The organism is Yunchengibacter salinarum (genome assembly GCF_037658235.1).
Taxonomy (GTDB): Bacteria; Pseudomonadota; Alphaproteobacteria; order Sphingomonadales; family Kordiimonadaceae; genus Yunchengibacter; species Yunchengibacter salinarum.
Window position 1 is genome coordinate 60,468 of sequence record NZ_JBBJLN010000007.1, and the last position, 25,506, is coordinate 85,973.

At 63.4% G+C, this 25,506-nt stretch carries 26 protein-coding genes and 2 tRNA genes; 10 read left to right on the plus strand and 18 right to left on the minus strand.

Annotation, left to right across the window (positions count from 1 at the left end; genetic code table 11):
• Position 1: 1 nt before the first annotated feature.
• Positions 2-907, minus strand: a complete 906-nt coding sequence (locus WGH93_RS09000; protein ID WP_374764549.1) for a phytanoyl-CoA dioxygenase family protein — start codon at positions 905-907, stop codon at positions 2-4.
• Between the two features lie 136 nt (positions 908-1,043).
• On the minus strand, positions 1,044-2,132 hold the full coding sequence (pseI, locus tag WGH93_RS09005) for a pseudaminic acid synthase (RefSeq protein WP_374764550.1): 1,089 nt from the start codon (positions 2,130-2,132) through the stop codon (positions 1,044-1,046).
• 187 nt (positions 2,133-2,319) lie between these two features.
• Between pseI and WGH93_RS09010 the strand changes: the two genes are divergently transcribed.
• Positions 2,320-3,822, plus strand: a complete 1,503-nt coding sequence (locus WGH93_RS09010) for an alkaline phosphatase (protein WP_374764551.1) — start codon at positions 2,320-2,322, stop codon at positions 3,820-3,822.
• 74 nt (positions 3,823-3,896) lie between these two features.
• Here WGH93_RS09010 and WGH93_RS09015 read toward each other — a convergent pair whose 3' ends face one another.
• The 5 genes from WGH93_RS09015 to WGH93_RS09035 form a co-directional block, all read right to left on the minus strand.
• The gene (locus WGH93_RS09015) at positions 3,897-4,787 is read right to left on the minus strand and encodes a class I SAM-dependent methyltransferase (RefSeq protein WP_374764552.1); all 891 of its coding nucleotides are present in this window, start codon (positions 4,785-4,787) and stop codon (positions 3,897-3,899) included.
• 195 nt (positions 4,788-4,982) lie between these two features.
• Positions 4,983-5,483 carry an Hpt domain-containing protein gene (locus WGH93_RS09020; protein WP_374764553.1) on the minus strand — a complete coding sequence of 167 codons (501 nt, stop codon included), beginning with the start codon at positions 5,481-5,483 and terminating at the stop codon, positions 4,983-4,985.
• Positions 5,476-6,030, minus strand: a complete 555-nt coding sequence (locus WGH93_RS09025) for a response regulator (protein WP_374764554.1) — start codon at positions 6,028-6,030, stop codon at positions 5,476-5,478. Before WGH93_RS09025 ends, WGH93_RS09020 begins: the two co-directional genes overlap by 8 nt.
• 85 nt (positions 6,031-6,115) lie before the next feature.
• Positions 6,116-6,511, minus strand: a complete 396-nt coding sequence (locus WGH93_RS09030) for an Hpt domain-containing protein (protein ID WP_374764555.1) — start codon at positions 6,509-6,511, stop codon at positions 6,116-6,118.
• Positions 6,508-6,780 (minus strand): hypothetical protein, encoded by a 273-nt coding sequence (locus WGH93_RS09035; RefSeq protein ID WP_374764556.1) that lies wholly within the window; start codon positions 6,778-6,780, stop codon positions 6,508-6,510. Before WGH93_RS09035 ends, WGH93_RS09030 begins: the two co-directional genes overlap by 4 nt.
• Before the next feature lie 138 nt (positions 6,781-6,918).
• Between WGH93_RS09035 and WGH93_RS09040 the strand changes: the two genes are divergently transcribed.
• Genes WGH93_RS09040 through WGH93_RS09055 form a run of 4 tightly spaced genes read left to right on the plus strand, consistent with a single transcriptional unit; the run spans position 6,919 to position 12,824 of the window.
• Entirely contained in the window at positions 6,919-9,732 is a 2,814-nt protein-coding gene (locus tag WGH93_RS09040) for a coiled-coil domain-containing protein (protein ID WP_374764557.1), read from the plus strand.
• A gap of 8 nt (positions 9,733-9,740) precedes the next feature.
• Positions 9,741-10,847 (plus strand): TRAP transporter substrate-binding protein, encoded by a 1,107-nt coding sequence (locus WGH93_RS09045; protein ID WP_374764558.1) that lies wholly within the window; start codon positions 9,741-9,743, stop codon positions 10,845-10,847.
• Positions 10,840-11,466 carry a TRAP transporter small permease subunit gene (locus WGH93_RS09050; protein WP_374764559.1) on the plus strand — a complete coding sequence of 209 codons (627 nt, stop codon included), beginning with the start codon at positions 10,840-10,842 and terminating at the stop codon, positions 11,464-11,466. Before WGH93_RS09045 ends, WGH93_RS09050 begins: the two co-directional genes overlap by 8 nt.
• Positions 11,463-12,824, plus strand: a complete 1,362-nt coding sequence (locus WGH93_RS09055) for a TRAP transporter large permease (RefSeq protein ID WP_374764560.1) — start codon at positions 11,463-11,465, stop codon at positions 12,822-12,824. The genes WGH93_RS09050 and WGH93_RS09055 overlap by 4 nt, the downstream gene beginning before the upstream one ends.
• 52 nt (positions 12,825-12,876) lie before the next feature.
• Here WGH93_RS09055 and spbR read toward each other — a convergent pair whose 3' ends face one another.
• Positions 12,877-14,004, minus strand: a complete 1,128-nt coding sequence (gene spbR / locus WGH93_RS09060; RefSeq protein WP_374764561.1) for a SpbR family protein — start codon at positions 14,002-14,004, stop codon at positions 12,877-12,879.
• Positions 14,005-14,365: 361 nt separating this feature from the next.
• Here spbR and WGH93_RS09065 point away from each other — a divergent pair, with 361 nt between their 5' ends.
• The 3 genes from WGH93_RS09065 to WGH93_RS09075 all read left to right on the plus strand — a co-directional run bounded on the left by WGH93_RS09065 (position 14,366) and on the right by WGH93_RS09075 (position 17,473).
• Positions 14,366-16,084 carry an alanine/glycine:cation symporter family protein gene (locus WGH93_RS09065; protein WP_374764562.1) on the plus strand — a complete coding sequence of 573 codons (1,719 nt, stop codon included), beginning with the start codon at positions 14,366-14,368 and terminating at the stop codon, positions 16,082-16,084.
• 67 nt (positions 16,085-16,151) lie between these two features.
• A complete protein-coding gene (locus tag WGH93_RS09070; protein ID WP_374764563.1) occupies positions 16,152-16,736 on the plus strand; it encodes a c-type cytochrome in 585 nt (194 codons plus the stop codon).
• Between the two features lie 17 nt (positions 16,737-16,753).
• Positions 16,754-17,473 carry an MlaC/ttg2D family ABC transporter substrate-binding protein gene (locus WGH93_RS09075; protein WP_374764564.1) on the plus strand — a complete coding sequence of 240 codons (720 nt, stop codon included), beginning with the start codon at positions 16,754-16,756 and terminating at the stop codon, positions 17,471-17,473.
• A gap of 37 nt (positions 17,474-17,510) precedes the next feature.
• Here the strand turns inward: WGH93_RS09075 and WGH93_RS09080 are convergent, their stop codons facing one another.
• Entirely contained in the window at positions 17,511-18,098 is a 588-nt protein-coding gene (locus WGH93_RS09080; RefSeq protein WP_374764565.1) for a glycine cleavage system transcriptional repressor, read from the minus strand.
• 111 nt (positions 18,099-18,209) lie between these two features.
• On the opposite strand from WGH93_RS09080, the gene WGH93_RS09085 reads away from it, so the two are divergent.
• Positions 18,210-18,434 carry a DUF4170 domain-containing protein gene (locus WGH93_RS09085; protein WP_374764566.1) on the plus strand — a complete coding sequence of 75 codons (225 nt, stop codon included), beginning with the start codon at positions 18,210-18,212 and terminating at the stop codon, positions 18,432-18,434.
• Between the two features lie 91 nt (positions 18,435-18,525).
• On the opposite strand, the gene WGH93_RS09090 is transcribed toward WGH93_RS09085, so the two are convergent.
• Both WGH93_RS09090 and WGH93_RS09095 read right to left on the minus strand, forming a co-directional pair.
• A complete protein-coding gene (locus WGH93_RS09090) occupies positions 18,526-18,723 on the minus strand; it encodes a hypothetical protein (RefSeq protein WP_374764567.1) in 198 nt (65 codons plus the stop codon).
• 179 nt (positions 18,724-18,902) lie between these two features.
• A complete protein-coding gene (locus tag WGH93_RS09095) occupies positions 18,903-20,792 on the minus strand; it encodes a DUF885 domain-containing protein (protein ID WP_374764568.1) in 1,890 nt (629 codons plus the stop codon).
• A gap of 227 nt (positions 20,793-21,019) precedes the next feature.
• On the opposite strand from WGH93_RS09095, the gene hspQ reads away from it, so the two are divergent.
• Complete coding sequence (gene hspQ / locus WGH93_RS09100) at positions 21,020-21,391, plus strand: heat shock protein HspQ (RefSeq protein WP_374764569.1); 372 nt, start codon at positions 21,020-21,022, stop codon at positions 21,389-21,391.
• A gap of 160 nt (positions 21,392-21,551) precedes the next feature.
• Here the strand turns inward: hspQ and WGH93_RS09105 are convergent, their stop codons facing one another.
• The 7 genes from WGH93_RS09105 to WGH93_RS09135 form a co-directional block, all read right to left on the minus strand.
• Positions 21,552-21,665, minus strand: coding sequence for an aa3-type cytochrome c oxidase subunit IV (locus tag WGH93_RS09105; RefSeq protein WP_374764570.1), 114 nt, complete (start codon positions 21,663-21,665; stop codon positions 21,552-21,554).
• A gap of 130 nt (positions 21,666-21,795) precedes the next feature.
• Positions 21,796-22,782: a threonine ammonia-lyase gene (locus tag WGH93_RS09110; RefSeq protein ID WP_374764571.1), complete on the minus strand. Its 987-nt coding sequence runs from the start codon at positions 22,780-22,782 to the stop codon at positions 21,796-21,798.
• A complete protein-coding gene (locus tag WGH93_RS09115) occupies positions 22,754-23,035 on the minus strand; it encodes a hypothetical protein (RefSeq protein ID WP_374764572.1) in 282 nt (93 codons plus the stop codon). Before WGH93_RS09115 ends, WGH93_RS09110 begins: the two co-directional genes overlap by 29 nt.
• Positions 23,036-23,047: 12 nt before the next feature.
• A complete protein-coding gene (locus WGH93_RS09120; protein ID WP_374764573.1) occupies positions 23,048-24,502 on the minus strand; it encodes an NAD-dependent succinate-semialdehyde dehydrogenase in 1,455 nt (484 codons plus the stop codon).
• A gap of 122 nt (positions 24,503-24,624) precedes the next feature.
• Entirely contained in the window at positions 24,625-25,143 is a 519-nt protein-coding gene (locus WGH93_RS09125) for a GNAT family N-acetyltransferase (RefSeq protein ID WP_374764574.1), read from the minus strand.
• Between the two features lie 135 nt (positions 25,144-25,278).
• Positions 25,279-25,354, minus strand: a tRNA-Glu gene (locus WGH93_RS09130).
• A 39-nt stretch (positions 25,355-25,393) separates the two neighbouring features.
• Positions 25,394-25,469 (minus strand) — tRNA-Glu (locus tag WGH93_RS09135).
• Between the last annotated feature and the right edge of the window lie 37 nt (positions 25,470-25,506).

Sequence of the window (25,506 nt, forward strand, 5' to 3'; positions counted from 1 at the left end):
ATCACTCCGCCTTTATGGTGTTGACCACATTGCCGCTTTTGGCCGCCGCGCCCTGCTCGTCCAGATCCTCCCGCGTTTGGGCCAGCGACAGGGGCCCCTCGATGGCCGCATTCACATCGTCGATCCCGGCGTGCTCGGCATCCGGGTCGCGGGCGATCAGATAGCGCAGGGACAGGCGCGGATGGTCGCTTCGATCCGGCTGCGTGCCGTGCAGCACGCAACTGTGCCACAGCCCCACGGTCCCCGCCGGGCCGGTCAGGCGCTCATAGCGGGTTTTCATGGTGCGGCCATGCCCGTCGCCATAGGTGACCACATCGCCGTCACCCGCCGTCAGCTCATGGGGAAAGGTGGTGGCCCCGAACCGATGGCTGCCCGGCAGCAGAAACAGCGGCGCGTCGGCCACGCCCACATCATGCAGATAAACATACAGCGTAACGAAATCCGCTTCCCGGTTACGCCAATCGATAATGTCCTGATGCAGGTCAATGCCCCAGAAATAGGTTACGTCGCGGTATTGAGGCCGCACATAAGGCCCCAGATTATTGACGAAATTCCCCCGGATGCGCCGCTTCAGCCAATCGGGAATCCTGGCTTCCGGCACACCCATCACCACTTTCCTGTCCAGAATGCGATAGCCCGGCCCCAAAAGCGCGCCAAGCCCGTCCACGAGGGCCGGATTGTTCTCCACGAAATCCAGGCCGTCCCCGTGCCGTTCCAGCAGATTGCGGCCGGGCCGCGGGTTCACGCCGCGATATTCGGGGTTGGCATCGAACTCGGCCTCATCCAGAAACAGCCCTTCCCCGTCGGGCCGCCCGGCCCGCAACTGATCCAGCAACGCCGCACAGGCGGCCTTGTCCAGCACATCCCCGAACAGGGTTCTACCATGGGCGGAAAAAGATGGGATCACGCATTCTCTCCTGCTGATGCGGTCAATAGCGGCCACTCTATCCACCAAGCATGGATCAGGCCAAGGTGCGATCCCGCCGCACCCCACACGCCGAAAACACCGACGGTTCAGCCCGTGCCACCCCGGTGCGTCGGGTCTATTTCGGCTGCATGGGGGCTGCATCATAATCCGCTTCCCATGCTTCCCAATCATTCAGATGCTCGGCCTTCAATGGCGTGCCGCGCGGCACGGCGCGCCTGAAGGTACAGCCCGTCACCCGATCCAGATAGCGTGGATGCAGGCCCGCCGCCGGACGCACGGAGCGTACATTGTCCGGCCCCACCCTGTCGCCCGCCTGCACATCCGCCGTCACATACAGCGACCGGCGGAAACGGCGGGTATCGGCCTCGGCGGCGGTGGGGCCGATGGCCGCGTCCCGGCAGGCGCGGTGCAGGGCGCGGCTGTCCGCCACCAGACAGCGCAATTCTTCCGGCGTCAGAGAAAAGGCATCGTCCGACCCGCTGCCGTCGCGGCCTAGGCACACATGCTTTTCGATCAGCGCCGCCCCAAGCGCCACCGCCGCGGCAGGCACGGCCCCGCCCCGGCTGTGATCGGAAAGCCCCACAAGGCAGCCATAACGCGCCCTGAGCGCGGCAATGGCGCCGAGCCGGGCATCCGCCACATCCGCCGGATAGCTGCTGACACAGTGAAGCAGCATGAAGGGCGGATCGCCGGCACCCTTAAGGGCGTTCACGGCCTCGTCTATCTCGTCCGGTGTGGCCATGCCGGTGGACAGGATCATGGGCTTGCCAAGCCCCGCCACCTTGCGGATCAGGGGGATATCCACCAGTTCCGGCGACGCGATCTTGTAGGCGGGGCAATCCAGGCTTTCCAGCAGCTCCACGGCGCTGACATCAAAAGGCGCGCTGAACGGCATGATCCCCCGCGCCCGCGCATGGGCGAACAGGTCCGGGTGCCAGGCAAACGGCGTATGGGCCTTTTCATACAGGTCATACAGCCGCGCGCCTTCCCACAGGGCATTGCCGACGCGAAAATCCGGCCCATCCGCATCCAGCGTGATGGTATCCGGTTCATAGGTCTGGAACTTGATGGCATCCGCCCCGGCTTCGGCGGCCATGTCAATGATCGCCCTGGCACGGTCCAGCGATCCACCATGATTGCCGGACATTTCCGCCACGATGAAAGGCCGGGTATCCGATGACAGTGTATGACCAGCAAGTTTCATCACATTCCATCCGTTGCGCCCCGCCTTTCGGGCCGACTGTCCAGTGCACAATCTGGCAGGATTTCCATCGCTAGAAAAGAGGGCGACGAAACCGGCCAAACCGGTCATGGCGTCACGGGGGGCTTTCCACCCCCGTTCTTCTTCATTAGATTGGCCACACAACATCATCACCGAACAGGGCCGCCACATGAAAAAACTTCTGCACCCCGCCGTCATCGCCTGTCTCGCCCTTGGGGGCATGACCGGCCTTCATGCACAGGATACATCCGCCGCCTTCACGGCACCGGATCGCACCACGCAGGACTGGATGAGCGCGGGCAAGGCCGCCATTTCAGCGCGTCTTGAACAGGCCCCCAATACGGGCCGGGCGAAGAATGTCATTCTGTTCATCGGTGACGGCATGGGGGTATCGACGCTGACGGCAGGCCGCATTTTCGCCGCTCAGCAACAGGGCAAAAGCGGGGAGGAAACAGCCCTTTCCTTCGAGCGCTTCCCCTATAGCGCCCTCGTCAAAACCTATAATGTGGATGCCCAGGTGGCGGATTCAGCGGGCACTGCCTCTGCCATGAACACCGGCGCCAAAACCCGCATCGGCGTGATCAATTCGGCGCCCCATGTGGCGCAGGGCACTTGCCCGGAAGCGGACGATGCCTGGTTGACCCCGCTGGCCGCCACCGCCGAGCGCCGGGGCATGAAAACCGGCATTGTCAGCACCGCGCGCCTGACCCACGCCACCCCCGCCGGGGTTTATGCCCACAGCACCAATCGGGACTGGGAAAATGACAGCGACATGCCCGATGCCATACGCGAAGCGGGCTGCCGTGACATCGCCCAGCAAATTCTGAATGATCTGGGCGGAAACGGCCTGGATGTGGCGCTGGGCGGCGGCTATCGGAATTTCGTGCCCTCAAAGGTGGAAGGCGGGCGCCGCACGGATGGCCGCGACCTGACCAAGGAATGGCAGCAGCGGGACGGGGCCGCTTTCGTGCGCGACGCCGGGGGGCTGGAACAGGCCGTGGCTGAAGGGCGCGCCCCGCTTCTCGGCCTGTTCAGCGACAGCCACATGGCCTATGAAACCGACCGGGGCGATGACCAGCCCAGCCTGGCCAGCATGACCCGCGCCGCCATCACCACGCTGCAAAAGGAAGACGGCGGCTTTTACCTGATGGTGGAAGCCGCGCGGATCGACCACGCGCACCATGGCGGCAATGCCCACCGGGCGCTGGACGATACCCGCGCCCTGTCGGAAGCGGTCGCAACCGCGCTGGACATGGTGGATGTGGACAACACCCTGATCCTGGTAACGGCGGACCACAGCCACACCTTCACCATGGCGGGCTATCCGCGCCGAGGGAACCCCATCACCGGCCTGGTGGTGCCCCCGCATGGCGAGAGCCCCACCAAGGCAAAGGACGACAAGCCCTATACCACGCTGGGCTACTGGACCGGGCCGGGCAGCATCACGGGGGAGCGCCCCCAGGAGACGATGGAGTCCGTGCGCGCCCCCGATTACCAGCAACAGGCGCTTGTCCCCACACGCTCGGAAACCCATGGCGGCGAGGACGTGGCGCTTTATGCCATCGGCCCGCAGGCCCATCTGGCCCGCGGCCTGATGGAACAGAATGTCATTTACCACCTGATGCGCCATGCGCTTGGGGACACTGAAGGAGCGACCCCGGCGGCTCAATAACCGCCAGAGTCACTCAAAGGGCGGGCGCGAGCGTTCAGGCAGCGGGGCGGACTCGCGCGCCCGGTGCCCCATCGTCAGGAGCCGCCGTCTTCGCCCGGCTTGCGGAATTTCAGAACGAAGCGATCCGTATGGCCGCGCACGGACGGGTTCCACATGGGCACGTCCAGCGGGTCATCCGGGTTGGTGAACAGGTCGGTGGCCGCCACCAGGCTGAAGCCCGCTTCCCGCATCTGATCAATCACCACCTGCGGTTCGATCCGGTGCAATTCCCGCGCCCCTTCAATGCCATGGCCGTCGGGCGCGCGGTGATCCACTACGCCCACAACGCCGCCGGAGCGGGTGGCATCAAACAGTTCCGACAACAGGCGTGCGGCGTCCACACCCGGCCAGGTGTCGTTTGTCCAGAAAAAATCGTGGTAGGTGAGCGACATCAGGATCAGATCGAAGCGACCCTTGCGGAAGTCCAGATCGTCGCCTTCCACGATAAGCTGCGACGCCTGCGGCAGACGGCCCGACATGAAACGCCCGGCCAGCGTATCCTGCTTGAAACCGATATAGGCGCGGTTGTTGTGGGCGACCACATGGCCATGCGGCCCCACCAGACGGGCCAGAATTTCCGAGTGATAGCCACCGCCGGAGAACAGATCGAGCACTTCCATGCCCGGCGCCGCGCCCAGAAAGGCCAGCATCCGGGCGGGCTTGCGTCGCTTGTCCGTCAGGCGATCTTCATCGGGCCGCTTGTCGGAATCAACAGCCCGGCGCAGCGGCTCCGGCACTGTGATGTCCCCGGCGGCGACAATCCGGGTGCCTTCGGGCAGTCCCAGGGTGCGCGCGGCGCCCGCATCCTCGCCCTGCCCCACGGCAGGGGAAAAGGCGCCGTTGCCAGCCAGCAACGCCGCCATGGCCAAGATCAGACCAGCCGCCAGAGCACCTTTTTTCACAACTTGCAATCGGTTCGCCATCATAAGCCATATCCTTCAGGCGCACGGGCACAATTCCATCATGGGCCGTCATCGCCAAACGCTGATCCTGCTGACAATCAGGTGGCTGGGCTTCTACCATGTCTGTGCCAGAAGGATAGGCCGATTGCCGCCCACGAACTGTCACATTCACGTTATGTCAAAGCCCCCGGATCATCCCCGGATATGGTGCGGGCCGGTCTATTTCTTATATTTCTCAATGGCGCGGTTAAGACCGGCGGTAAGCTGCTTGCCCACGTCCCCGCCATCACCACTGACCCGGTTCTTGATCACGGCCCGCATGGCATCCACATGGCTCTTGACCAGTTCCACCTCGTCGTCGTCAGGCTCCCGACGGCCATTGGTGAAGCCATAGAGCGATTCCGCAAAGGCGGTGATGAGCGGATAGCCGAATGTGCCGCCCTGCCCCTTCATATCATGGGCGATATGGGCGATTTCCTCGAAAAATTCCTTGCGGTTCTCCGGCGTATCCACACAGCGGCTGTGCTTTTCATGCAGCTTGGTGATCAGATTGTTCACCCAGTCAGGATAGTCTTCCGCCAGTTTATCCAGCGTTTCCTGCGCTTTTTCGAGCGCTTCCGGGTCGATGCTGCCGCGCCCCGGCGAAAGGCCGGCGGTTTTCTCTTTCAGCCGGTTCTGGAACCGGTAAAAGCGCACTATGACGCCGTCCTGCTTAGCCACGAATAATCTCCACCCCGTCGCTCTTGTCCGTCAGAACCCGCCGTTCCGGCCCGCCATGGTCACGCTGCCTGCGTCGCCGATCCGGGCCGAAATAATCCGCCGTATGCACGAACTGGCGTGGCCGCTCGATAATGGATATCAGCTTTTCGCCGATATGCTTGATGGTGAAAGGCTTGGCCAGCATGTCCGTCACGCCCATTTCACGGGCTTCGGTGATGCGCTCCTGCTCGGTATAGGCGGTGATCAGCATGAACGGCACGAACCGATCCGGGCTGTCCTTGTGCCGTCGCACCCAGCGCAGGAACATCATGCCATCCACCGGGTGCATATCCCAGTTGGAAATGATGATATCCACCTGCTGGCAGCCCACCTTCATGGGCTCTTCCTTGACCCGTTTCAGGAAATTGATGGCATCGCCGCCGTCTTCCACGGCATAGACGTGCCCCACGCCCAGAACTTTCAGGGAGTTCACCAGCAGGGAGCGGATGAAAGGGCTATCTTCCGCCAGCAGGACACTTACCCTGTCAAAGTCATAATTGTCGGACATTGACCACCCTCTCCCCTTCGGGCCGATCGAGAAACGCTGTCTTTCCGGTTACATTTAGGCGCAGGGACTCAATAAGGTCAATGCCTTAGTGATCACCCGGCTGTCCGATCGCGGCAAGCCGGTCCCGCACCGCATCCAGAGTGAGCCCCATGCGCCCCGACAGATCATCCAGAACGGATTGGCGCGCCGGGCCTGAAGGGGCGGCGCCCAGATGCTCCGCCCGCGCCGCCGCAGCCGCCAGCCGCCACGCCCCGATGGACCGGGCCGCCCCCTTGAGCCTGTGGGCCCTGTCCGACCAGTCGCCATCCGCCCGCGCCAGCGCGGCAAGGTGCTGCTCCGCCTGTTCCAGAAATACCGACAGCACCGCCGCCGTCACATCCGGGTCCCCGGCGGTGAAGCCATCCAGATGATCCCCGTCCAGCAGAACCGTTTCATCCCACCCGGCCCCGTCCGCCGCGTGTGTGGAAGCGTCTTCCGTCATGCCTGCCCCCTGCCCGTTTCATGATCCCGCTTTGCGGTCTGCCGCTGTGCGATCCGGCGCCCTTCCGCCGTCAGCCGACAGACCAGCCAGTCCGGCTTGACGGGATTATGCACCCAGGGCACGCACCAGCCTTCGGCCAGACAGGCCCGAATCGTCCGCGCCGGGATGCGCTGACCGTCCCTGTCGAACAGGGGCAGCTTGCCGCCGGGCTGGTCCAGACCCAGCGCCAGATAGCGCTGCTGTGCCGCTGTGGGCCGTTTTCGAGCCATCGGGGCCTCCCATTGTCGGCTTTCAGCCAGTGTAACGGCTGACGGCGTTGACCGGAATGACAGAATGGTGAACGCTGGCATCATGCGTAGCGGCACCATGGCCCCGCAACAGACAGTCAGGCGAATTCAGGAACCCCCATGTCCAAGGCCGAAATGGATTTCACACCCCGCCCATTGGATGCGGAAAACCCCCGGGACAGCACGCGGGAAGACCCGCAGGCAGAAGGCGGCACGGCGACGGACCATGACCGGCGGGAAGAGGCGTCGTCCGGTAGCGGGCGCCGTTATCGCTCCGTCGGGCTGGCCGCTCTGCTGTCCCTGTTCTGGTTGGGCGGCGCCGGTTTCGTGCTGTGGCAACGGGGGCTCACCTCCATCGCGGAGATGAGCCCGGCCACACTCGCCAGCCTGACCGCCGGCGTCGCCACGCCGCTGGCGGTGATCTGGCTGGTCACGCTGGCCTTTCAGCGGACGGACCCGCTGCTGGAACGGCGGCTCGCCATGTCGCGCACCCTGCACAAGGCCATGGCGCCGGTGGAGCAGGCGGAACTGCGGCTGGACATGCTGACCCGCTCTCTGGAAAAGGAAATCTCCAATGTGGAAGCGGTGAGCGCGCTGGCCATGGAGCGGATCGAAAATCTGGAAAACCGCTTTCAGACCCAGATATCCAACCTGTTCAGCGCCACCGCCGATACCGAAGCCCGCACCGCCAGCATCACCGACAGCATCAGCCGGGAGCGGGATCAACTGGGCGCCACCACCGAGGATATGGAACGCCGGTTCGAGACCATCGAGGAAACCATCAGCCGCGTCGCCCAAAGCATCCACGACGCCGGGGAGGACGCCCAGCAGCGCGGCAATGCCTTGCAGGATCGCATTGGCGGCGCCGTGCTCCAGTTGGAAACGGCGGGCGCCACGCTGGACGGGCGCATCGAGCAGGCCACATCCCTGCTGGACAGCCGGGGCGACCGACTGGATCAGGTGGGATCGGACATTGCTCTGAGGCTGGAATCCCTGACCGAAGCCCTCAGCACCGGCATGGACCGCATGAAATCCGGTGTGAGCGATCTGGAAGGCCGCTCCGCAGAGCTGTCCGATCATATGCGCGCCCAGGGTCAGGTGCTGCATGAGCTGGCCACGCTCTCTGCCAGCGAATCAACAAAAATCAACGAGTCTCTGGCCAAGCACGTGGATCAGGTAAAGGCCGCCGCCGAACAGGCCCTGAGCGCCACGGACGAGGTGAGCGCCCTTTTGGCCAGAAAAACCGGGGACTTGACCGAAGACGTTCTGAAGGCGGTTGAAAAGGCGCGCGGCCTGATCCTTGAGGCGGGCGAGACCTTTGATACCCACAGCAGAGAGGTCGTCCAGGTCTCCAGAGATGTGCACGAAGCCACCCGGACCCATGCGGACGACACCGGCAGGATACTTCAGGAACGCACCACGGAGATGGACCGCTTCCTAGAGGAACGCCTTGCCCATGCCCGCACCACGCTGGAAGAGACCGCGAACACCATGTCAAGCCAGAGCCATGACGCGCTGGCCCAGGTGGAACATGCCGCCGAAAGCGCGGAAAAGCGCCTGAAGGCAATGATTCAGGCGGTGAGTGGCGACATAGAGGGCCTGTCCGACACCGCCAATGCCCAGGGGGAAAAGATCGGGCGCATCAGTGTGGACATGGAAGACCGCGCCGACAGCCTGACGGCCAAGACCGAGGCGGTGCGCACCGACATGGCCGCCGCCCGCAAGGATTTCGACCAGCATCAGCGGGCCCTGGCCGAGCATCTGGCCGACACCCGGCAGAAGCTGGCAAGGCTGGAAGACGATCTGGCCAACCAGCGCAGCCAGCTTGGCCAGACCGCTAGCGATGCCGCCCAGCGCGTGAACGAAAGCCTGACCCGCTTCGAGGACATGATACGCCAGGTGGACGAGGCTTCCGGCACCGCGGCGGGCCATGTGGGGGAGGAGGCCGACCGCATGGCCAACCGGATCGAGGATCTGAACCGGGAGGGCCGCTACACGCGGGACAGCCTTACCGCGGCGGTGGACGGCCTGAGCGGTCAGGCGGCGGCGCTCAAGACCGATCTGACACAGGCCAGCCGGTCGCTGGGCGCGGCGGCGGATGCCTTTGCCGGAGAACGCCAGCGCATCACCAGCGAAACCGAAGCGGTCATCACGCGGCTTGGCGGCGCATCGGATCGCATGGGCGGGCGCATCGACCAGTTCCACGCCAGCAGCATGGAAGCGGCCGACCGCATGGATGCGGCCAGCACCCACCTGATGGACGAAAGCGCCAAGGTCCGTGCGGCCATGGAAGCCACCGTCACCGACACCCGCACGGACCTGCACAGCGCCCTGCAAGAGATCACCGATCAGGCCAGCCAGCAGATCACGGTACTGCAAGAGCAGATCGAGGCCACCCTCGCCCGGCTGCTGGGGGAATATACCGAAACCACCGAGCGGGCCGAGCGAGAAGGCGCCTGGCTGGCCTCTCGCCTGGGCAATGAAGCGGCCAAGATCGCCGAACGCGCCGACACCTTCCTTCAGCAGACCGCCGAGATCGAGGAACGCATCACCCGCAGCAGCCAGAACGATTTCAGCCGCACATCGCAGCTTCTGATGGAAAGCCTGGAAAATGCCTCCATCGACATCACACGGGCGCTCAGCAACAATGTGGGCGCCGAGTTGTGGGACGCCTATCGCGGCGGCGACCGGGGCGTGTTCGCCCGCAAGACCCTGCAACTGGCCGACCGGCGCACCCGCCGGGCCATCGCCGCCAAAGTGGCCGAGGACCGGGACTTCAAGGAAGTGGTCAGCCGCTTCATGCGCGACTTTGAAAGCCTGATGGAACGCGGCATGATCGGGGACCGGGGCGGCGCCCTGGCCACCACCCTGTTGTCCAGCGACATGGGGCGGCTTTATGTGATGCTGGCACAGGCGCTCAAGAAATTCAGTTAAGGGGCTTTATGGCGGTTATCACCATCAGACAGCGCCCGCAGCGGGGCGGGCGCACGGCGAACATCATCGGCGCGCTGGCTCTGACCCTCATCCTGTCGGCCTGCGGCGAACCGGCCCGTGAAGCCGATGACACACCCGCGCTGCAAGCGGTGGACTGGCGGTTGTCTTCCACCTATCCCAGCACGCTTTTGCAGATCGGCACCATGGGCAAGAAGCTGACCGAAAAGCTGTCGGCGCTGTCCGGCGGCCGGATGAAGCTGAACTTTCACGAGCCCGGCGTGCTGGCACCGCCGTTCGAGACCTTCGACGCGGTGTCATACGGCGCCATTGAAGCGGGCTGGTCCACCAGCGGTTACTGGGCGGGCAAGGAACCGGCGCTGCAACTGTTTTCCGCCGTGCCCTTCGGGCCGCGCGCGGCGGAATATCTGGCCTGGTTCGACCATGGCGGCGGCAGGGAACTGTTCGAGGAAATCTATCACCGCCACAATATTCACGGCCTGATCTGCGGGCTGACCCCGCCGGAAGCCGCCGGATGGTTCCGCGAGCCGATCAACAGCGCCGCCGACTTCAAGGGCCGCAAGATCCGCTTTTTCGGCCTGGGCGGAAAGGTTCTGGAAAAGCTGGGCGCGGCGCCGCAACTCATCCCCGGCGGGGAAATCTTTCAGGCGCTGGAATTGGGGGCCATTGACGGCACGGAATACGCCATGCCCGCGGTGGACTATCGCATGGGCTTTTATCAGGTGGCCAAACATTACTATTTCCCCGGCTGGCACCAGCAATCCACCTTTTTCGAACTGATCATCAACCTGGATAGCTGGCGCGGCCTGTCGGATCATCAGCAATTGATAATCGAAACCGCGTGTAGCGCCAATGTGCGTGCCGGTCTGTCGGAGGGCGAGGCCCTTCAAACGGAAGCCATGCAGAAGCTGGAAGCCAAGGGCGTGATCTTCCACACCTTTTCCAATGAGACCCTGGCCGCGCTGCGCCAGGCCTGGCAGGAGGTGCTGACAGACCTGAAGGCACAGGACGAAACCTTCGCCCGTGTCTGGGCATCCCTTCAGGCGTTCCGGGAAAAATACGATGCCTGGGAAAAGCGGGGCTATCTGGATGAGTGATGCCGCCCGCACCGCCATGGCCCGCGCCCTGCGGCTGGCACGGGCCCTTGAGGCGACGGTGGTGGCCGCTGGCCGCGCCGCGGCCTGGCTGGCGATCGCCCTGATGCTGGTGATCGTGGTGGATGTGGGGTTCCGCAAGCTGATGGACACGGGCTCCACCCGCCTTCAGGAACTGGAATGGCATCTGCACGGCCTGTTGTTCCTGTTCGGGCTGGGCTGGGCCTATCTGAAGGATGGCCATGTGCGCGTCACCCTGCTCAGCGACCGGTTCCGCCCAGGCACGCGCGCCGGGATCGAGGCACTGGGCGGCCTGTTTCTCCTGCTGCCCTATGTGGCCGCGCTGGTGGCTTTCGGTGCCGATTATGCCGGCATTTCCCTGGCCTATGACGAAAGCTCACCGTCCCCCACGGGGCTCGCCAATCGCTGGCTGATCAAATACGCCATGCTGGCCGGTTTCGCCCTGCTGGGGCTGGCCGGGATCGCCCGCACGCTGGAAGCGCTGGTCTTTCTGACCGCCCCAGCCGCCATAGCGCGCCAGACCCGCTTTCACCCGCCCGCGCCGGATGGGGGCGATGGATCTTCTTCGGGCCGACCCGCCGAGGCGGAGAGTGCGCCGTGAGCCTGTTGCTTGATGCCCTGCCCTTTTTGATGTTCGCCGCCCTCGTGCCGCTGCTGTTTACCGGCTATCCGGTGGCCTTCGTGCTGGGCGGCACGGGGCTGCTGTTCTGGGCCATCGCCGTGATGCTGGGCGCGGAAAACCCGCAAAGTTTCTTTCTGGTGGTCAGCCGCATTTTCGGTGGCGTCGTGGAAAAGCCGGTTCTGATCGCCGTGCCCATGTTCGTGCTGATGGGCACCCTTCTGGCCCGCAGCGGCATTGCGGACGACCTGCTGCGCGTGCTGGACCGGCTGACCCGGCGCGTGCCCGGCGGGCTGGCGCTGTCGGTCACCTTGCTGGGCGTGGTGCTGGCGGCCACCACGGGAATTATCGGCGCCAGTGTGGTGATGATGACGCTGATGGCGCTGCCCATGATGCGCGCGGCGGGCTATGATACGGGCCTGGCCACCGGCACCATCGCCGCATCGGGTACATTGGGTATCCTGCTGCCACCCAGCATCATGCTGGTGGTGATGGCGGACCTGCTGTCCATGTCGGCGGGCACGCTGTTCATGGCGGCGATCGGGCCGGGACTGCTTCTGGCCGGTTTCTACATGCTGTATCTGCTGATCACCGCCCTTTTCCGCCCGCACCTGACACCGCCCCACGGCGAGGACGCCGCAGAGCCGGTGCGGCCAAAAACCATACTGACCGCCCTTCTGCCGCCGGTGGGGCTGATCGCGCTGGTGCTCGGCTCCATCTTTGGCGGCATCGCCACCCCCACGGAGGCAAGCGGCGTGGGCGCGTTCGGCGCCCTGCTGCTGGCACTGGCGCGCAGGCGGCTCAGCCTGTCCGGGCTGCGCGGCGCCGTTGAAAGCAGCGCCCTGACCACCATCATGATTTTCGGCCTGTTCGTGGGTGCCACCGCCTTTTCCTATGTGTTCACCCTGCTGGGCGGACACGATCACATTCTGGCCCTGATGAATACGGATGGCAGCGGCGCCTGGCTGGTGCTGGGCGTGCTGATGCTCGCCACCTTCCTGCTCGGCTTTTTCTTTGACTGGATCGAGATCACGCTGATCCTGCTGCCGGTGTTCGCCCCCGTGATCACCGCGCTGGATTTTGGCGGCCATGTGCCCCCCGGCACCATGACCACCGCCTGGTTCGCCATGCTGATGGCGGTCAATCTGCAAACCAGCTTCCTGACCCCGCCTTTCGGCTTCGCGCTGTTCTATATGAAGGGGGCGGCGCCCGGTGATGTGCGCCTGGCCACCATTTATCGGGGCATCGTACCGTTCGTGGCCTTGCAGGCGCTGGCGCTTCTGGTGCTGGCCCTGTTCCCGAACCTGGCGCTGTGGCTGCCCCGCCTGCTGGCGGAATAGGGCGCAAGGTCAGGCGCGCGCCCCAACAATCAGTGCCGCTGGCGCGAAAAGATCAGCTTACCGCGCCTTCGCGGTCATTGATCCGGCGCAGCTTGCCGATCAGATAATCCAGATTTTCCGTATCCACATTATCTTCGAGCGCGGTGAGCACCCGCTCGATCATCAACTGCTTGAACTGTTCCTTGCTGTCCCCGCTGGTGGCGATGGTCTCCCGCGCGAGGCCCAGTGCGGCCCGCGCCACCTCGTAGAACTGGATGGGAATGTTCGCCTTTTCCATCAGGCGCTCAAGGCCCCGGTCCCCATGTTCGCTGATCAGGCGATAGGCATTCATCACCGGAATTTCCGCCCGCCGGGCCAGCGCCGTTTCGAAAAAGGTGGTGTCCCCCATGCACAGGGCGCGAATGATCAGGGTGGGGGTCAGGCGGTCATTGTCGTACAACTGGTTCACCAGATCCTTCACGGTCTGGGTATCATGGCCACCCTTGAGCAGGGAGACCGTGGCCTTTTCGCGGCTTTCCAGCATCAGCTCGGCTGCCACATCCGGCGAAATGGCATTGTGCGCCATGATATGGTCGCGCAGCGAATCCGTGACCAGAGTGACAAGCTGTTCCGATACGGCAATGGGCAGATCACCGCGATAGGCCATGGGCGTGGTCACCTGCTCGCTGTCGGCGAATTCCCTGAGCACTTTACCGAAGGTGGCCTCGCTGATGCGGGCCTTTTCATTGCCCACAAGGGTGGCGACGGCGGCTTCGTCCCGACTGTCCACCAGGGCATCCGCCACGGATTCGGTCACGTCCTCCCGGCCCGCCACGGCCTTGCGCACGCCGCTGCTTCTGGTCTTGACCAGGCTGACCAGGTCCGCTTCCGACAGCACGCTGGAGCTTTCCACCACCGGCAACGCCACCGCGTCCACATCCTTGGCAAGGCTCAGCGCCACATCGTGCGGCACATCCGGGTTATCTTTCAGGCTCTCAGAAAGGGCTTGGCGCACCCGCACCGCCGCGTCCTTGAGCATGACGCGGAAAATATCCTCAGCCAGAGCGCGTTCCTGCTCGCTCAGATCGTCGAGCCCGAAGGTGCTGGCCACCCGCTCCGCCGCGCTGGCGCGGTTTTCATCGCTGGGGTCCTGCAACAGGCGGGTAACGTCACTGCTGGTGAGTTTATCATTGTTTGCCAAGGCACTGGTCCTCAATCACGGGGCCGCAGACGGGATCGCTCTCCGGCCAGAACAATAGGAGGAGTCGCCTCCCGTTTCCAGAAAATATCACAAGGTCCGGCTATCGGGCCAGCCTTGCCAAAGGCTTTGCAGTCAGCCTTTCGGGCAGCATAGAAGCAGGCACGGCGGAGACAGTTCAATATTTGCCGAAAATTTTAACAATTTCCGGCCCGTGGGAGCGCCCGATATAGCGCCCGTGGGAGCGCCGTCCCGCTGGCCGCGTCAGACGGGCATTGAGAATGACCACAAGGACGGCTAGCATCCAGCCAGCCAGCTTCCGTTCAGGCGGCGGCATTCAGGTAATTCAGGGGATCTTGTTATCATGGTTAAACGCTTTCTGGCCGTTGTGGGGCTGATGGTCGCGGTGGGATTCGGCAATGTGAACGCCACGGCGCAGGATGCAGGCACTGACACATCCGCCGGCCAGGAACAGCAGGAACAGCGGCAAGAACACCAGAACCAGGATCAGGGCACACCGCCCGCGGGCGAAGACACGACCACTGAGGGGGAAAAGCCGCTGATTGAGGTGAAGACCGGCCCGGAAGACGGGGCGCAGGGCTTTTCCGCCATGGTCAATGAGCAGATCGCGCCCGTGACCGACTTCATTTCCGCCATCGTCTTTTTCGAAATCCCCCTGAACTGGCTGGTGGAAGATGCCCCCGGAATGCCGGTCATCGTGATCTGGCTGATCGGCTTTGCCACTTATTTCACCTTCTATATGGGCTTCCCGCAATTGCGGGGCATCAAGCAGTCCTGGCATATCGTGCGGGGCAAATATGACGACCCGGACGACCCCGGCGAGGTAACCCACTTTCAGGCCCTGACGGCGGCCCTGTCCGGCACGGTGGGGCTGGGCAACATCGCCGGGGTGGCCTTGGCCATTTCCATCGGCGGGCCGGGCGCTACCTTCTGGATGATTCTATCGGGCCTCTTCGGCATGGCCAGCAAGTTCACCGAATGCACGCTCGGCCTGCACTATCGCCACATCGATGCGGACGGCGTGGTCTCTGGCGGGCCGATGCATTATCTCAAGGATGGCCTGGCCAAACTCGGCCACCATACACTGGGCAAGGTGCTGGCCGTCACCTTCGCCGCCATGGCCATGGGCGGGGCCATTGGCGCGGGCAACATGTTTCAGGTCAACCAGGCATCCAGCATTTTCACCGGGGCGGCGGTACGGCTGACCGGCGGGGAAAGCAGCATCTTCTTTGGCAATGAATGGATATTCGGCCTGATCTTCGCCTTTTTCGTCGGCCTCGTGATCATTGGCGGCATCCGCAAGATCACCCATGTGACCGAATTTCTGGTGCCGATCATGGCGATCATCTATGTGTCCTCGGCGCTGTTCATCCTGATCTCGCTGGCCGGGGAAATCCCCAACGCCATCGCCCTGATCCTGGAAGGCGCTTTCACCGGCGAGGGCATTCAGGGCGGCATAGTGGGCGTGCTGATCATGGGGCTGCGGCGCGCCGCCTTCTCGAACGAGGCAGGGCTCGGCTCGGCGGCCATCGCCCACGCAGCGGCCAAAACGCGGGAGCCCATCGCGGAGGGGCTGGTGGCGCTTCTGGAGCCCTTCGTGGATACGGTTCTGGTCTGCACCATGACGGCGCTGGTTATCATCGTCACAGGCTTCCATGTGCAGACCGGCACCACGGATGGCATCGTGCTGACCACTTCCGCCTTTGATCATGTGATCGACGGATTCAGCTATGTGCTGACCATCGCGGCGGTGTTGTTCGCATTTTCCACCTGCATCACCTGGTTCTATTACGGCCAGCGGGCATTTCTGTTCCTAGTGGGCAACAAGCCGCGGGTGGAGCTGGGCTTCAAGGTGTTCTTCCTGGCCCTGCTGCCGATCGGCGCCACCATGAACCTGACCAGCGTGATGGATTTCGCGGATGCCATGATCCTGGGCATGGGCTTCCCCAATCTGGTTGGCGTGTTCCTGTTGCGCAAGGAAGTGAAGACCATGCTGAAAAGCTATCTGGCCCGTGTCAAAAGCGGCGAGATCAGCCACTATATCAAGAAACGGGCACATTGATGGCGCCCTTATTCAGCAAGGGTTCAGCCCAATAGAGTAGCCACAAGACCATAAGGGTCAGACCCGAATGAAGGAGACACGATCCATGCCCAAGGGGTTTCTGCCCGGCCCTTCCGCTTCACGCGGCATCGGTTTCATGATGCTGGCCGCTTTCGTGGCCGCGGTGGCGGCTTTGGCGCCCCCGGTCTCGGCCCAGAACGCCTCGGCCCAAAGCGGCGATTCCGCGGAAACCGCCGCCGCCCTGGCGCTGGACGGGAACGAAACACGCGGCAAGCGCCTGTTCCTGCGCTGCAAGGCGTGCCACAATCTGACCGACGGGCGCCGCCACAAGCTGGGGCCCAATCTGCACGCCCTGTTCGGACGCAAGGCTGGCAGCCTGTCGGACTATCGCTACAGCCGCGCGCTGGCGGAAGCCGATTTCGCCTGGAGCCGAAGCCAACTGAACCGCTGGCTGAAGAATCCCAGCGGTTTCCTGCCGGGCAACAAGATGTCCTTTGCCGGGCTGCGCACACCGCAGGACCGCGCCGATCTGCTGGCCTATCTTGAAAAAGCCACGGAACAGGCCCAAAAAGACAGCAAGGCCACGAGCGAGGCGACACTGCCCAAAAGCGAAGCGCCCAAAAATGGCCAACCCGATAGCGGGAAACCCTGACAGCGGAGAGAACGATCATGACCCGGAAGCCCATCCCCGCCCGCGCCCATGCGGCCACTCCCTTCAAGAGCCGCCCGCTGCTTATGCTGCTGGCGGGTTTCATGGCTGCGCTTGCCATTCTGGCGGCGCGCCCGGCGCTGGCGGAAGGCGATGAAACCGCCGTGGACGACCCGCAGGGCGCCATCGCCTTTGTGCGCCAACTGACCGACGAGACCCGCAGCATCTGGGCCGATGAGTCGCTTTCCGAACAGGAAGAATACCGGCAGTTCCGCAAGGTGCTGGAAAAGGCCACGGATATCGAGCTTCTCTCCCGCGCCATTCTGGGCCGCTATTATAATCGCGCCACGGAAGAACAGCGCATCGCCTATATGGATGCGATGAAAGATTACATCATCAGCGAATTCGACCAGCGCATGGAGCAGATCGGCTTCGAGAATCTGGAGATTCGCGGCACCAGCCCGGCATCCGGGCGCGGCGGGCACCTGTTCGTCAAAACCAAGGTGAAGCGCAGCGAAGGCCCGCCCATCCTGGCGGACTGGCGCCTGCGCAAGCGGGACGGCAGTTTTCAGATCGTCAATCTGGAAGTGGAAGGCATCAACCTGCTGATCACCAATCGGGAAGCCTTTTCCGCCCGGATCAGCGAAAAAGGGCTGGATGCGGTCATCAGGAACCTGAAGGAACGGTACGGCCCGCCCGTGGAACAGCCCGTTTCAACCCAGGGAAACGCGGCCCGCTAAACCCGGATGGCGCGGCACCGGGTTCGGGCTGCGCCCTTCACTCATCTTCCGGCACCGGGTCGGGCGCGGGCTCCGGCCTCACAGGCTCCATACGTGCCACAAGCCCCATGCCGCCCGCCGTATTATCCAGCAGGCGGGCAAGACGGTCAGCCCCTTCCGGCGGCACATGCAGGGCGAACCGGGTGATATAGGCGGCGCCGGTCTCGCTCTCCCGTCGGCCACTGGACATGCGCACAATATTGGCGCCCGCTTCCTGCACGATTTCGCTGATGCAGGCCACCAGGCCGGGCCTGTCCCCGCCGCTGACCACAAGCCGGTGAGTCACCTGCCCGCGCGGGCCGCGTTCGGCGGCAAAATCATAGCCGCTCACCCGGATGTGCGCGCCCGCAAGCGCGGACAGGCTGGCCAGGGCGCTTTGTACGTCGGCTTCGGTCACGCCCGTCGGAAAGCTGCCAAGGGCGGAAAATTCAAACCCCTGCCCCAGCAGGGCAAAGCTGGAATCCGCCAGATTGGCGCCCATTTCGAACAGGCAGCCGGACACATCCGCCACCACGCCGGTACGGTCGGCACCCTTGATCGATATGAGCATGGTGCGGGACGGGCTCGGTGCGCTGGTGCGGCTCATGCCATGGCTCCCTTGATGTGGCGGACGGGTATTGCCCGCTTGCATTCCTGAACGCAACCCGTTATTGGGTGCGCGACTTCAGTATTCAAGGCACCATAAAGGGGTTGGGAAATGGCGGACAAGCAGCTTCTGCATCTGGTTTTCGGCGGCCACGTTAAAAACCCGCAGTCCCTGGAATTCGACGACCTGGACAATGTGGAATTTGTCGGCATCTTCCCGAACTATGAAGACGCCGAAAAAGCGTGGCGGGATGTAAGCCAGCGCAATGTGGACGACGCCATGAAGAAATATGTGGTGGTCCATCTGCATCGCCTGCTGGAGCCGGGCGACCAGTAACGCGGCCCAAAATGTCAGGCCCCCGTGGTCCCCGCAAAGGCGGGCGGGGGCGGGCCATTTCCGGCGCTAAACAATTCAGGCGCAGAACAATTCAGGCTCCGGCGGCTGAATTGCGGAAGAAAGCGTCCACATGGGCGCGCAGCATCAGGCCATCCCGGTCATAGGCGCCCATGCCACGATTCAGATAGCGCAGGGCATCTTCCCGGCTTTGGGGCTTGTGCCGCTCCAGCAGCAGATTCGCCACGCGCTTCAGGCCCTGATCGTTCAGAACGGGGTACATGTCTGTCATGAAGATATCCTCTTTTTATTCTTGATCACTGAAACGCTCAAGCATGGCTATCCCATGTCATTTCAGTGACTTTTTCCTTACATAAAGCGGGCGGCGCTGCCATGGACAGCGCCGCGCATTAACCATATCTGGTTCAATAAGAGCCGAAATCAAGGCTCAGCCCGAAAAACGGAGCCGGGTTAGGCCGCGGGCGTTTCCTGCTGTGCGGCCTGCTTTTCCGCCTCGATCCAGGCGTTCACCTTGTCTTCCAGCACGCTGAGCGGCACCATGCCGTTTTCCAGCACCACACGGTGGAAATCCCGCCAGCTAAAGGCGGAACCCAGTGTCTCGCGGGCTTTTTCCCGCAATTCCATGATCTTCAGCTTGCCCACCATATAGGCGGTCGCCTGACCGGGCATGACGATATAACGCTCAATGGCCGCAACGGCATCCCCGCGCGGATTGGGGGTGTTTTCCACCAGATAGTCAATGGCATCCTCCCGCGTCCACTGCTTATGGTGGATGCCCGTGTCCACCACCAAACGGCAGGCGCGCCACAGTTCCATGGCCAGGCGGCCAAAGTCCGAATAGGGGTCTTCGTAAAAGCCCATATCCTTGCCCAGTTCCTCGGTATAAAGGCCCCAGCCCTCCGTGAAGGCGGTGAAGCGGGCGGTGCGCTGGAACAGCGGAAGCCCCTCAAGCTCCTGGGCAATGGCGATCTGGAAGTGATGGCCCGGAATGCCCTCGTGATAGCTCAGGGCTTCAAGCTGATAGGTGGGCATGTTCTTCATGTCGTGCAGATTGACATAATAAATGCCGGGCCGGGAGCCATCGGGCGCGGAACGCTGGTAAAACGCCTTGCCCGCGCTTTCCTCCCGGAATTTCTCCACGGCGCGCACTTCCATGGATGCCTTCGGGGTCAGGCTGAAATAGTCCGGCACGGCCACGCGCATATCCTCGATATAGTCGCGGGCCTGTTGCAGATATTCCTCCCGTCCCTCGTCCGTGTTTGGCAGATAGAAGCGCTCGTCGGTGCGGGTGAACTCGAAGAATTCCTGCAAGTCGCCGTCGAAATCCACCTCGTCCACAATGGCGCGCATGGCCTCATGGATGCGGGCCACATTATCCAGCCCGATCTGGTGAACCTCCTCCGCCGTCAGATCGGTGGTGGTGTGATTGGCCAGCGCCTGATCGTAAAAAGCATCCCCTTCAGGAAATTTCCACACCCCATGCTTGCTGGTGGCGCGGGTGGCCTGGTCTTCCAGCGCCGCGATCAGCGCCTCATAACCCGGCTTCACGCCTTCCCGCAAAGCGGTGCGCGCCCGTTCCAGCAGCGCCTCGGCCTCCGCTTCCGGCAGGTCAAGGGCGCCCACCTTGGTGCGGAAATCCGCCATCAGGATACTGTCCTCTCCCTCGTCAAAGGGGGCGCCGCTCACCACATTGCGGGCGGCCTTGATCACCTTTGGGAAAACGAATTTGGGCGGCAGAATGCCCTTTTCCTCCCGCAGGCGCAGGCCATCCACCACCTGCGCGAAAAGATCCCGCACCCCGGCGAGCCGCGCGATATAGGCTTCGGCATCGGCCTTGTCCGCCACCTTGTGCACGGTCATCAAATGGGTGGGCACATAGGTATGCCAGCCATACATCTGGTTAATCGGATAGCTGTAGAGCCGCCATTTGTCATTGCGCACATAGCGCTCTGCCGTCAGTTCGAAAAGGCGGGCGCTGAGCGAAAGCTGCTCCCCGATCCCGGCCAGATCGAATTGCCGCAGTTCGGCCAGTTGCTCTTCATACAGTGTGCGCATCTCGTCCTGCGCTTCCTGGGACAGGTCGGGCCACTTGTCGTTATTGTCGGAAAAACCGAGCCGTTCCGCCTGCAAGGGCTCCCGCTCCAGCCGTTCCATCATGGCATCGCGGAAAAAGGCCCTGAGCTTCTCGGCCTGACTCATTTCCACCTCGGCGCCCGCCTGTTCGTCCCCGGCGGATTCGCTGCTTTCATTATTGCCCGATCCGCAGGCGGCAAGCCCCATCGCCAGCCCCGCCATCAGGGCAAATTTCGAAACACCTTGTATGATCATGCGACCCGGCATGGTTCCCCCCATTATGAAACAGTCGATAAGAGCCGGATGCTACCGCGTGTGACAAGGGATAGCAAATACCGGGAATGACCAGCACCGGGGATGAGCGGGGTCGGAACCGACAAATACCGGCCACCGCCCCCCGCCACGGCAAATAGGCTGTTCCCGTGCATGGAAACCACAGGGCCCATAACGGGCGCCGCTTGACATTGAAGGCCCACCCGCTTAGGTCATCGTGCATGGACATGCAGACACAGATTACCGATCATGATACCCCTGCCCTCGTTACGCGGCAGGCCCTGTTCACCATCGGCCAGGTGGTAAGACACCGCTATTTCCCCTTTCGCGGCGTGATCGTGGATGTGGACCCGGAATTCGACAATACGGAAGAATGGTGGCAGTCCATCCCGGAAGATATTCGCCCGGTGAAGGAACAGCCCTTCTACCACCTGTTGGCGGAGAACGAAGACTCCACCTATGAGGCCTATGTCTCCCAACAGAATCTGCTGGCGGATGACAGCGACGAGCCCGTGAACCACCCCGACGTGCCGGAGCTGTTCGGCCATCTGGCCGCCGGGCACTATCAGCTTCGCGCCATTCCCCGGCACTAGGCTTTTCTGATTTCACGCTTCAGCGCTTCGCGCCGTGGCTCCAAACCGGCGCCGGGCACCCGGCGGGCCACGCTTGTGGCCTGCGCTCATCCCGCGCATGGCGGGATGGCGGAAGCCTTAACCCGGTATTGTCAGTAATGCCGCTTCGACAGGGTCACCATCAGGCGATGGATGCCAGGATCAGCAGGATCACCAGCACAAAGCCCAGCCCCCATTTGGATGCCTTGAGGAAGCCTTTATAGGTTTTCTGATGGTCTGTGGTTTCCATGGTCATGATATTTGCTCCCCGGCACGGTTACGACCCGCAGGCTTTGCAGCCCCGATTTTGGCCAAGCTATAACGCAGCCCCGCCCCGGCGCCAAGCCTGTTTGATGCGTTTTTCCGCCATGAAAGCCTTGGCGCCGTCATTCCGCCTGTTCCAGCGCGCGGGACAGCATGGCCGGTGCGATATTACCGCCGGAAAGCACGATCACGCTGGTCCGCCCCTTTGCCGGGACCACACCGGAAAGCAAAGCCGCCAATGCCACGGCCCCGCCGGGCTCCACCACCTGCTTGAGCACGCGAGCGGCATAAGCCACGGCAGCCAGCGCCTGATCGTCGCTGACCACCGCGCCCTTCGCCCTTTCCCGGCGCAGCAGGTCCAGCGTCAGGGCGCCGGGCCGTTCGGAAAGCAGCGCATCGCACACGGATCGGGAGGCCGGGTCCACACGCTCCCGCGCGCCGCTTTTCAGGGACCGAGCCGTATCGTCAAACCCCGAAGGCTCCACCGTATAGGCCGCCATACGGGGAAAGGCCCGGTGCAACGCCAGGAAACTGCCGGAAGACAGCCCCCCGCCGCCGCAGCAGATAAGCGCCTGATCGGGGACAATGCCCCTTGCCGCCAGCTCCTCGGCGATCTCAAGGCCCACCGTGCCCTGCCCGGCCATCACATCCGGGTGGTCGAAGGACGGGATCAGCGCGGCGCCCGTGTCATCCGCCAGCCGCTGGGCCAATGCCTCCCGGCTTTCGCTGTAGCGGTCATAAAACGCGATGGTGGCCCCGAAAGCGCGGGTGTTCTCGATCTTGATGGCGGGCGCGTCCGACGGCATGACAATGGTGGCGGGCACCCCCATCAGGCTCGCCGCCCGCGCCACGCCCTGGGCATGATTGCCGCTGGAAAAGGCCACCACACCGCGCGCCCGCTGTTCGGGGCCGAGAGCGGCGATGGCGTTATAGGCGCCGCGCAGCTTGAACGACCCCACCACCTGCTGGTTTTCCGGCTTGATCAGCACCCGCCCGCCCAATCGCTCGTTCAAAAGCGGATGCTCCATCAGGGGCGTGCGCACCACCACCAGCGCCAGCCGATGCGCCGCGGTCTCGATGTCATCGATCGTGATTGCCGGTACGCTCACGGCGCGTCTCCCCCCTGCGGCGTGCCCGCCAGCGGCCATAGCGCACGTCCATGCGGCGGCGCCAGCGCCGAAGGGGCGGAATGTCGTCCGACAGCACCAGAATCCCCAGCGGGATCATCCAGAAGCCGAGAATGGGCAGAAAACCCAGCACCCCGCCACAGATCAGGGCCACGCCCAGAACAAAGCGCATGGGCCGGGTCTTCGGGCGCAGGCGGCGGCGAGATCCCGTGCGCTGCGGCCCCTCAGTGCTCATACCGATGCCGCCTCAAATACCGCCCATGCAGATATATTTCAGCTCGACGAAATCATCGATGCCGTATTTGGAGCCTTCCCGCCCGATGCCGGATTGCTTGTAGCCGCCAAAGGGTGCCACTTCGGTGGTCATCAGGCCGGTATTGACCGCCACCAGGCCATATTCCAGTTCCTCGGCCACGCGCCACACGCGGCCTATGTCCCGCGCATAGAAATAGGCGGCAAGGCCGAAAATGGTGTCATTGGCCTTGGCCACCACGTCGGCATCGTCGGAAAAGCGGAAAACCGGTGCCACGGGGCCGAAGACCTCTTCCTTGGACAGGCGCATGTCCTGGGTCACGTCGCGCAGCACGGTGGGCTCGAAAAAGGTGCCGCCCAGTGCGTGGCGCTTACCCCCGGTGACCACGCTGGCCCCTTGTGAGACGGCATCGCCCAGCAGTTCCTCCACCTTGTCCACGGCGGCATCATTAATCAAGGGCCCCTGGGCCACGCCTTCCTCGAAGCCATCGCCCACCTTCAGGGCCGCCACCTTTTCGGTCAGCTTTTCCACGAACCGGTCATAAATGCCGTCCTGCACATAAAGCCGGTTGGCGCATATGCAGGTCTGGCCCGAATTGCGGTATTTGGAGGCGATCGCCCCATCCACCGCCGCATCCAGATCAGCATCGTCGAACACGATGAAAGGCGCGTTGCCGCCCAGCTCGAAGCTCACCTTCTTGATGGTATCGGCGCTTTGCCGCATCAGGATGCGCCCCACCTCGGTGGACCCGGTAAAGGTGATCTTGCGCACCTTGTCATTGCGGGTGATCTCACCGCCCACATCGGCGGCATTGGAGGTGGTGATGATATTGATGATGCCCTTGGGGAAGCCCGCCCGGTCGGCCAGTTCCGCCAGCGCCAGCGCGGTAAGCGGCGTGTCCTCCGCCGGTTTGATCACGATGGGGCAGCCCACGGCAAGGCCCGGCGCGCATTTGCGGGTGATCATGGCACAGGGGAAGTTCCACGGCGTGATGGCCCCCACAACGCCCACGGGCTGCTTGATGACCACCAGGCGCTTGTCGGTGCCATGGGCGGGGATCACGTCGCCATATACCCGCTTGGCCTCCTCGGCGTACCATTCGATGAAGCTGGCGCCGTAAGCGATCTCGCCATACGCCTCCTTGAAGGGCTTGCCCATCTCGCTGGTCAGAATGGTGGCAAGGTCCTTGCGGTTTTCCATGATCAGCGTGTGCCAGCGCTTCATGATGTCGCTGCGTTCCCTGGCCGTGCGATTGCGCCAGTCCGGCCAGGCGGCGTGGGCCGCCTCAATCGCCTGGCTGGTGCTGTCCACGCCCAGGTCGGGGACACTGGCGATCACCTCCCCGGTGGACGGGTTGGTCACTTCCAGTTCAAAGCGGCCCTCGGCGGCCACCCATTCGCCATTGATATAGGCATGGCGCTTCAACAGGCTTTCATCGTTCAGCTTCATGGAAAATCCCCCGATTGGTCCGCTTGCGTCGCCCGATCAGGCAACATGTGTCTGCCTGCATATCTAGAAGCTTGCCCCCGCCGCCACAAGGCCCGCGACGCAAAACAATAACGCCGCGCGGCTCAATCCGGCACAAGGTCGCGGCCATAGAACAGGCTATCCACCGCCTGCCCCCTTATGTGCACCGCGCCCGCATGGCGCCTTTCCAGTTTGAAACCGCAATCCGACAGCGCCGCCCCGTGGCGTGGGCGCAGATCATACAATTCCGCCGTCAGACGAACGAGCCCAAGGGATTCGGCCCGGTCCAGAAGCCGCGCCAGAAAAGCACGGAACAGGCCGTCATGCCGATCGCTTTCATGGGGAATGGCGGTATCGGCCAGAAAGGAAACCTCCGCCGCGCGGGCGTACCAGTTCATATGCACCAGCCCGCCATAGGCCACCAGCGCGTCGCCTTCATGGACAGCGTAGAGAAGCTGTGTCGGCTGTGCCCGCGCATATTGCGGCGCCACATGGGTGCGGTAATAGGTGCGCTGCGCCGCCTCGCCGATCGGCTGATCCTGGCGCAGCACATCCATCTGATCATTGCGCCACCGGCGAATGACCATCATGTCCGCTTCCGAAAGGGGCGAAAGTGTGATCATGCCCATCTCTTTACCCCGCCACGCCGCAATCCGCCAGCATGGCATTCAGGGGGCCGCCTCATCCGGGGGGCGGTGCCCTGTTCGGGATATGATACGGCAAGGCTGGAAACACCCGGATACCGGGCGGCAGACAAATGGTGACCCCTACGGGACTCGAACCCGTGTTTCCGCCGTGAAAGGGCGGCGTCCTAGACCGCTAGACGAAGGGGCCGGTCAGGCGTGCGCTGGCCGTGATGGCCGGATATGTCGGTGGTGACCCCTACGGGACTCGAACCCGTGTTTCCGCCGTGAAAGGGCGGCGTCCTAGACCGCTAGACGAAGGGGCCAGCGTTACCGACGGGCGCTTGAATAGCGACCCGGCGG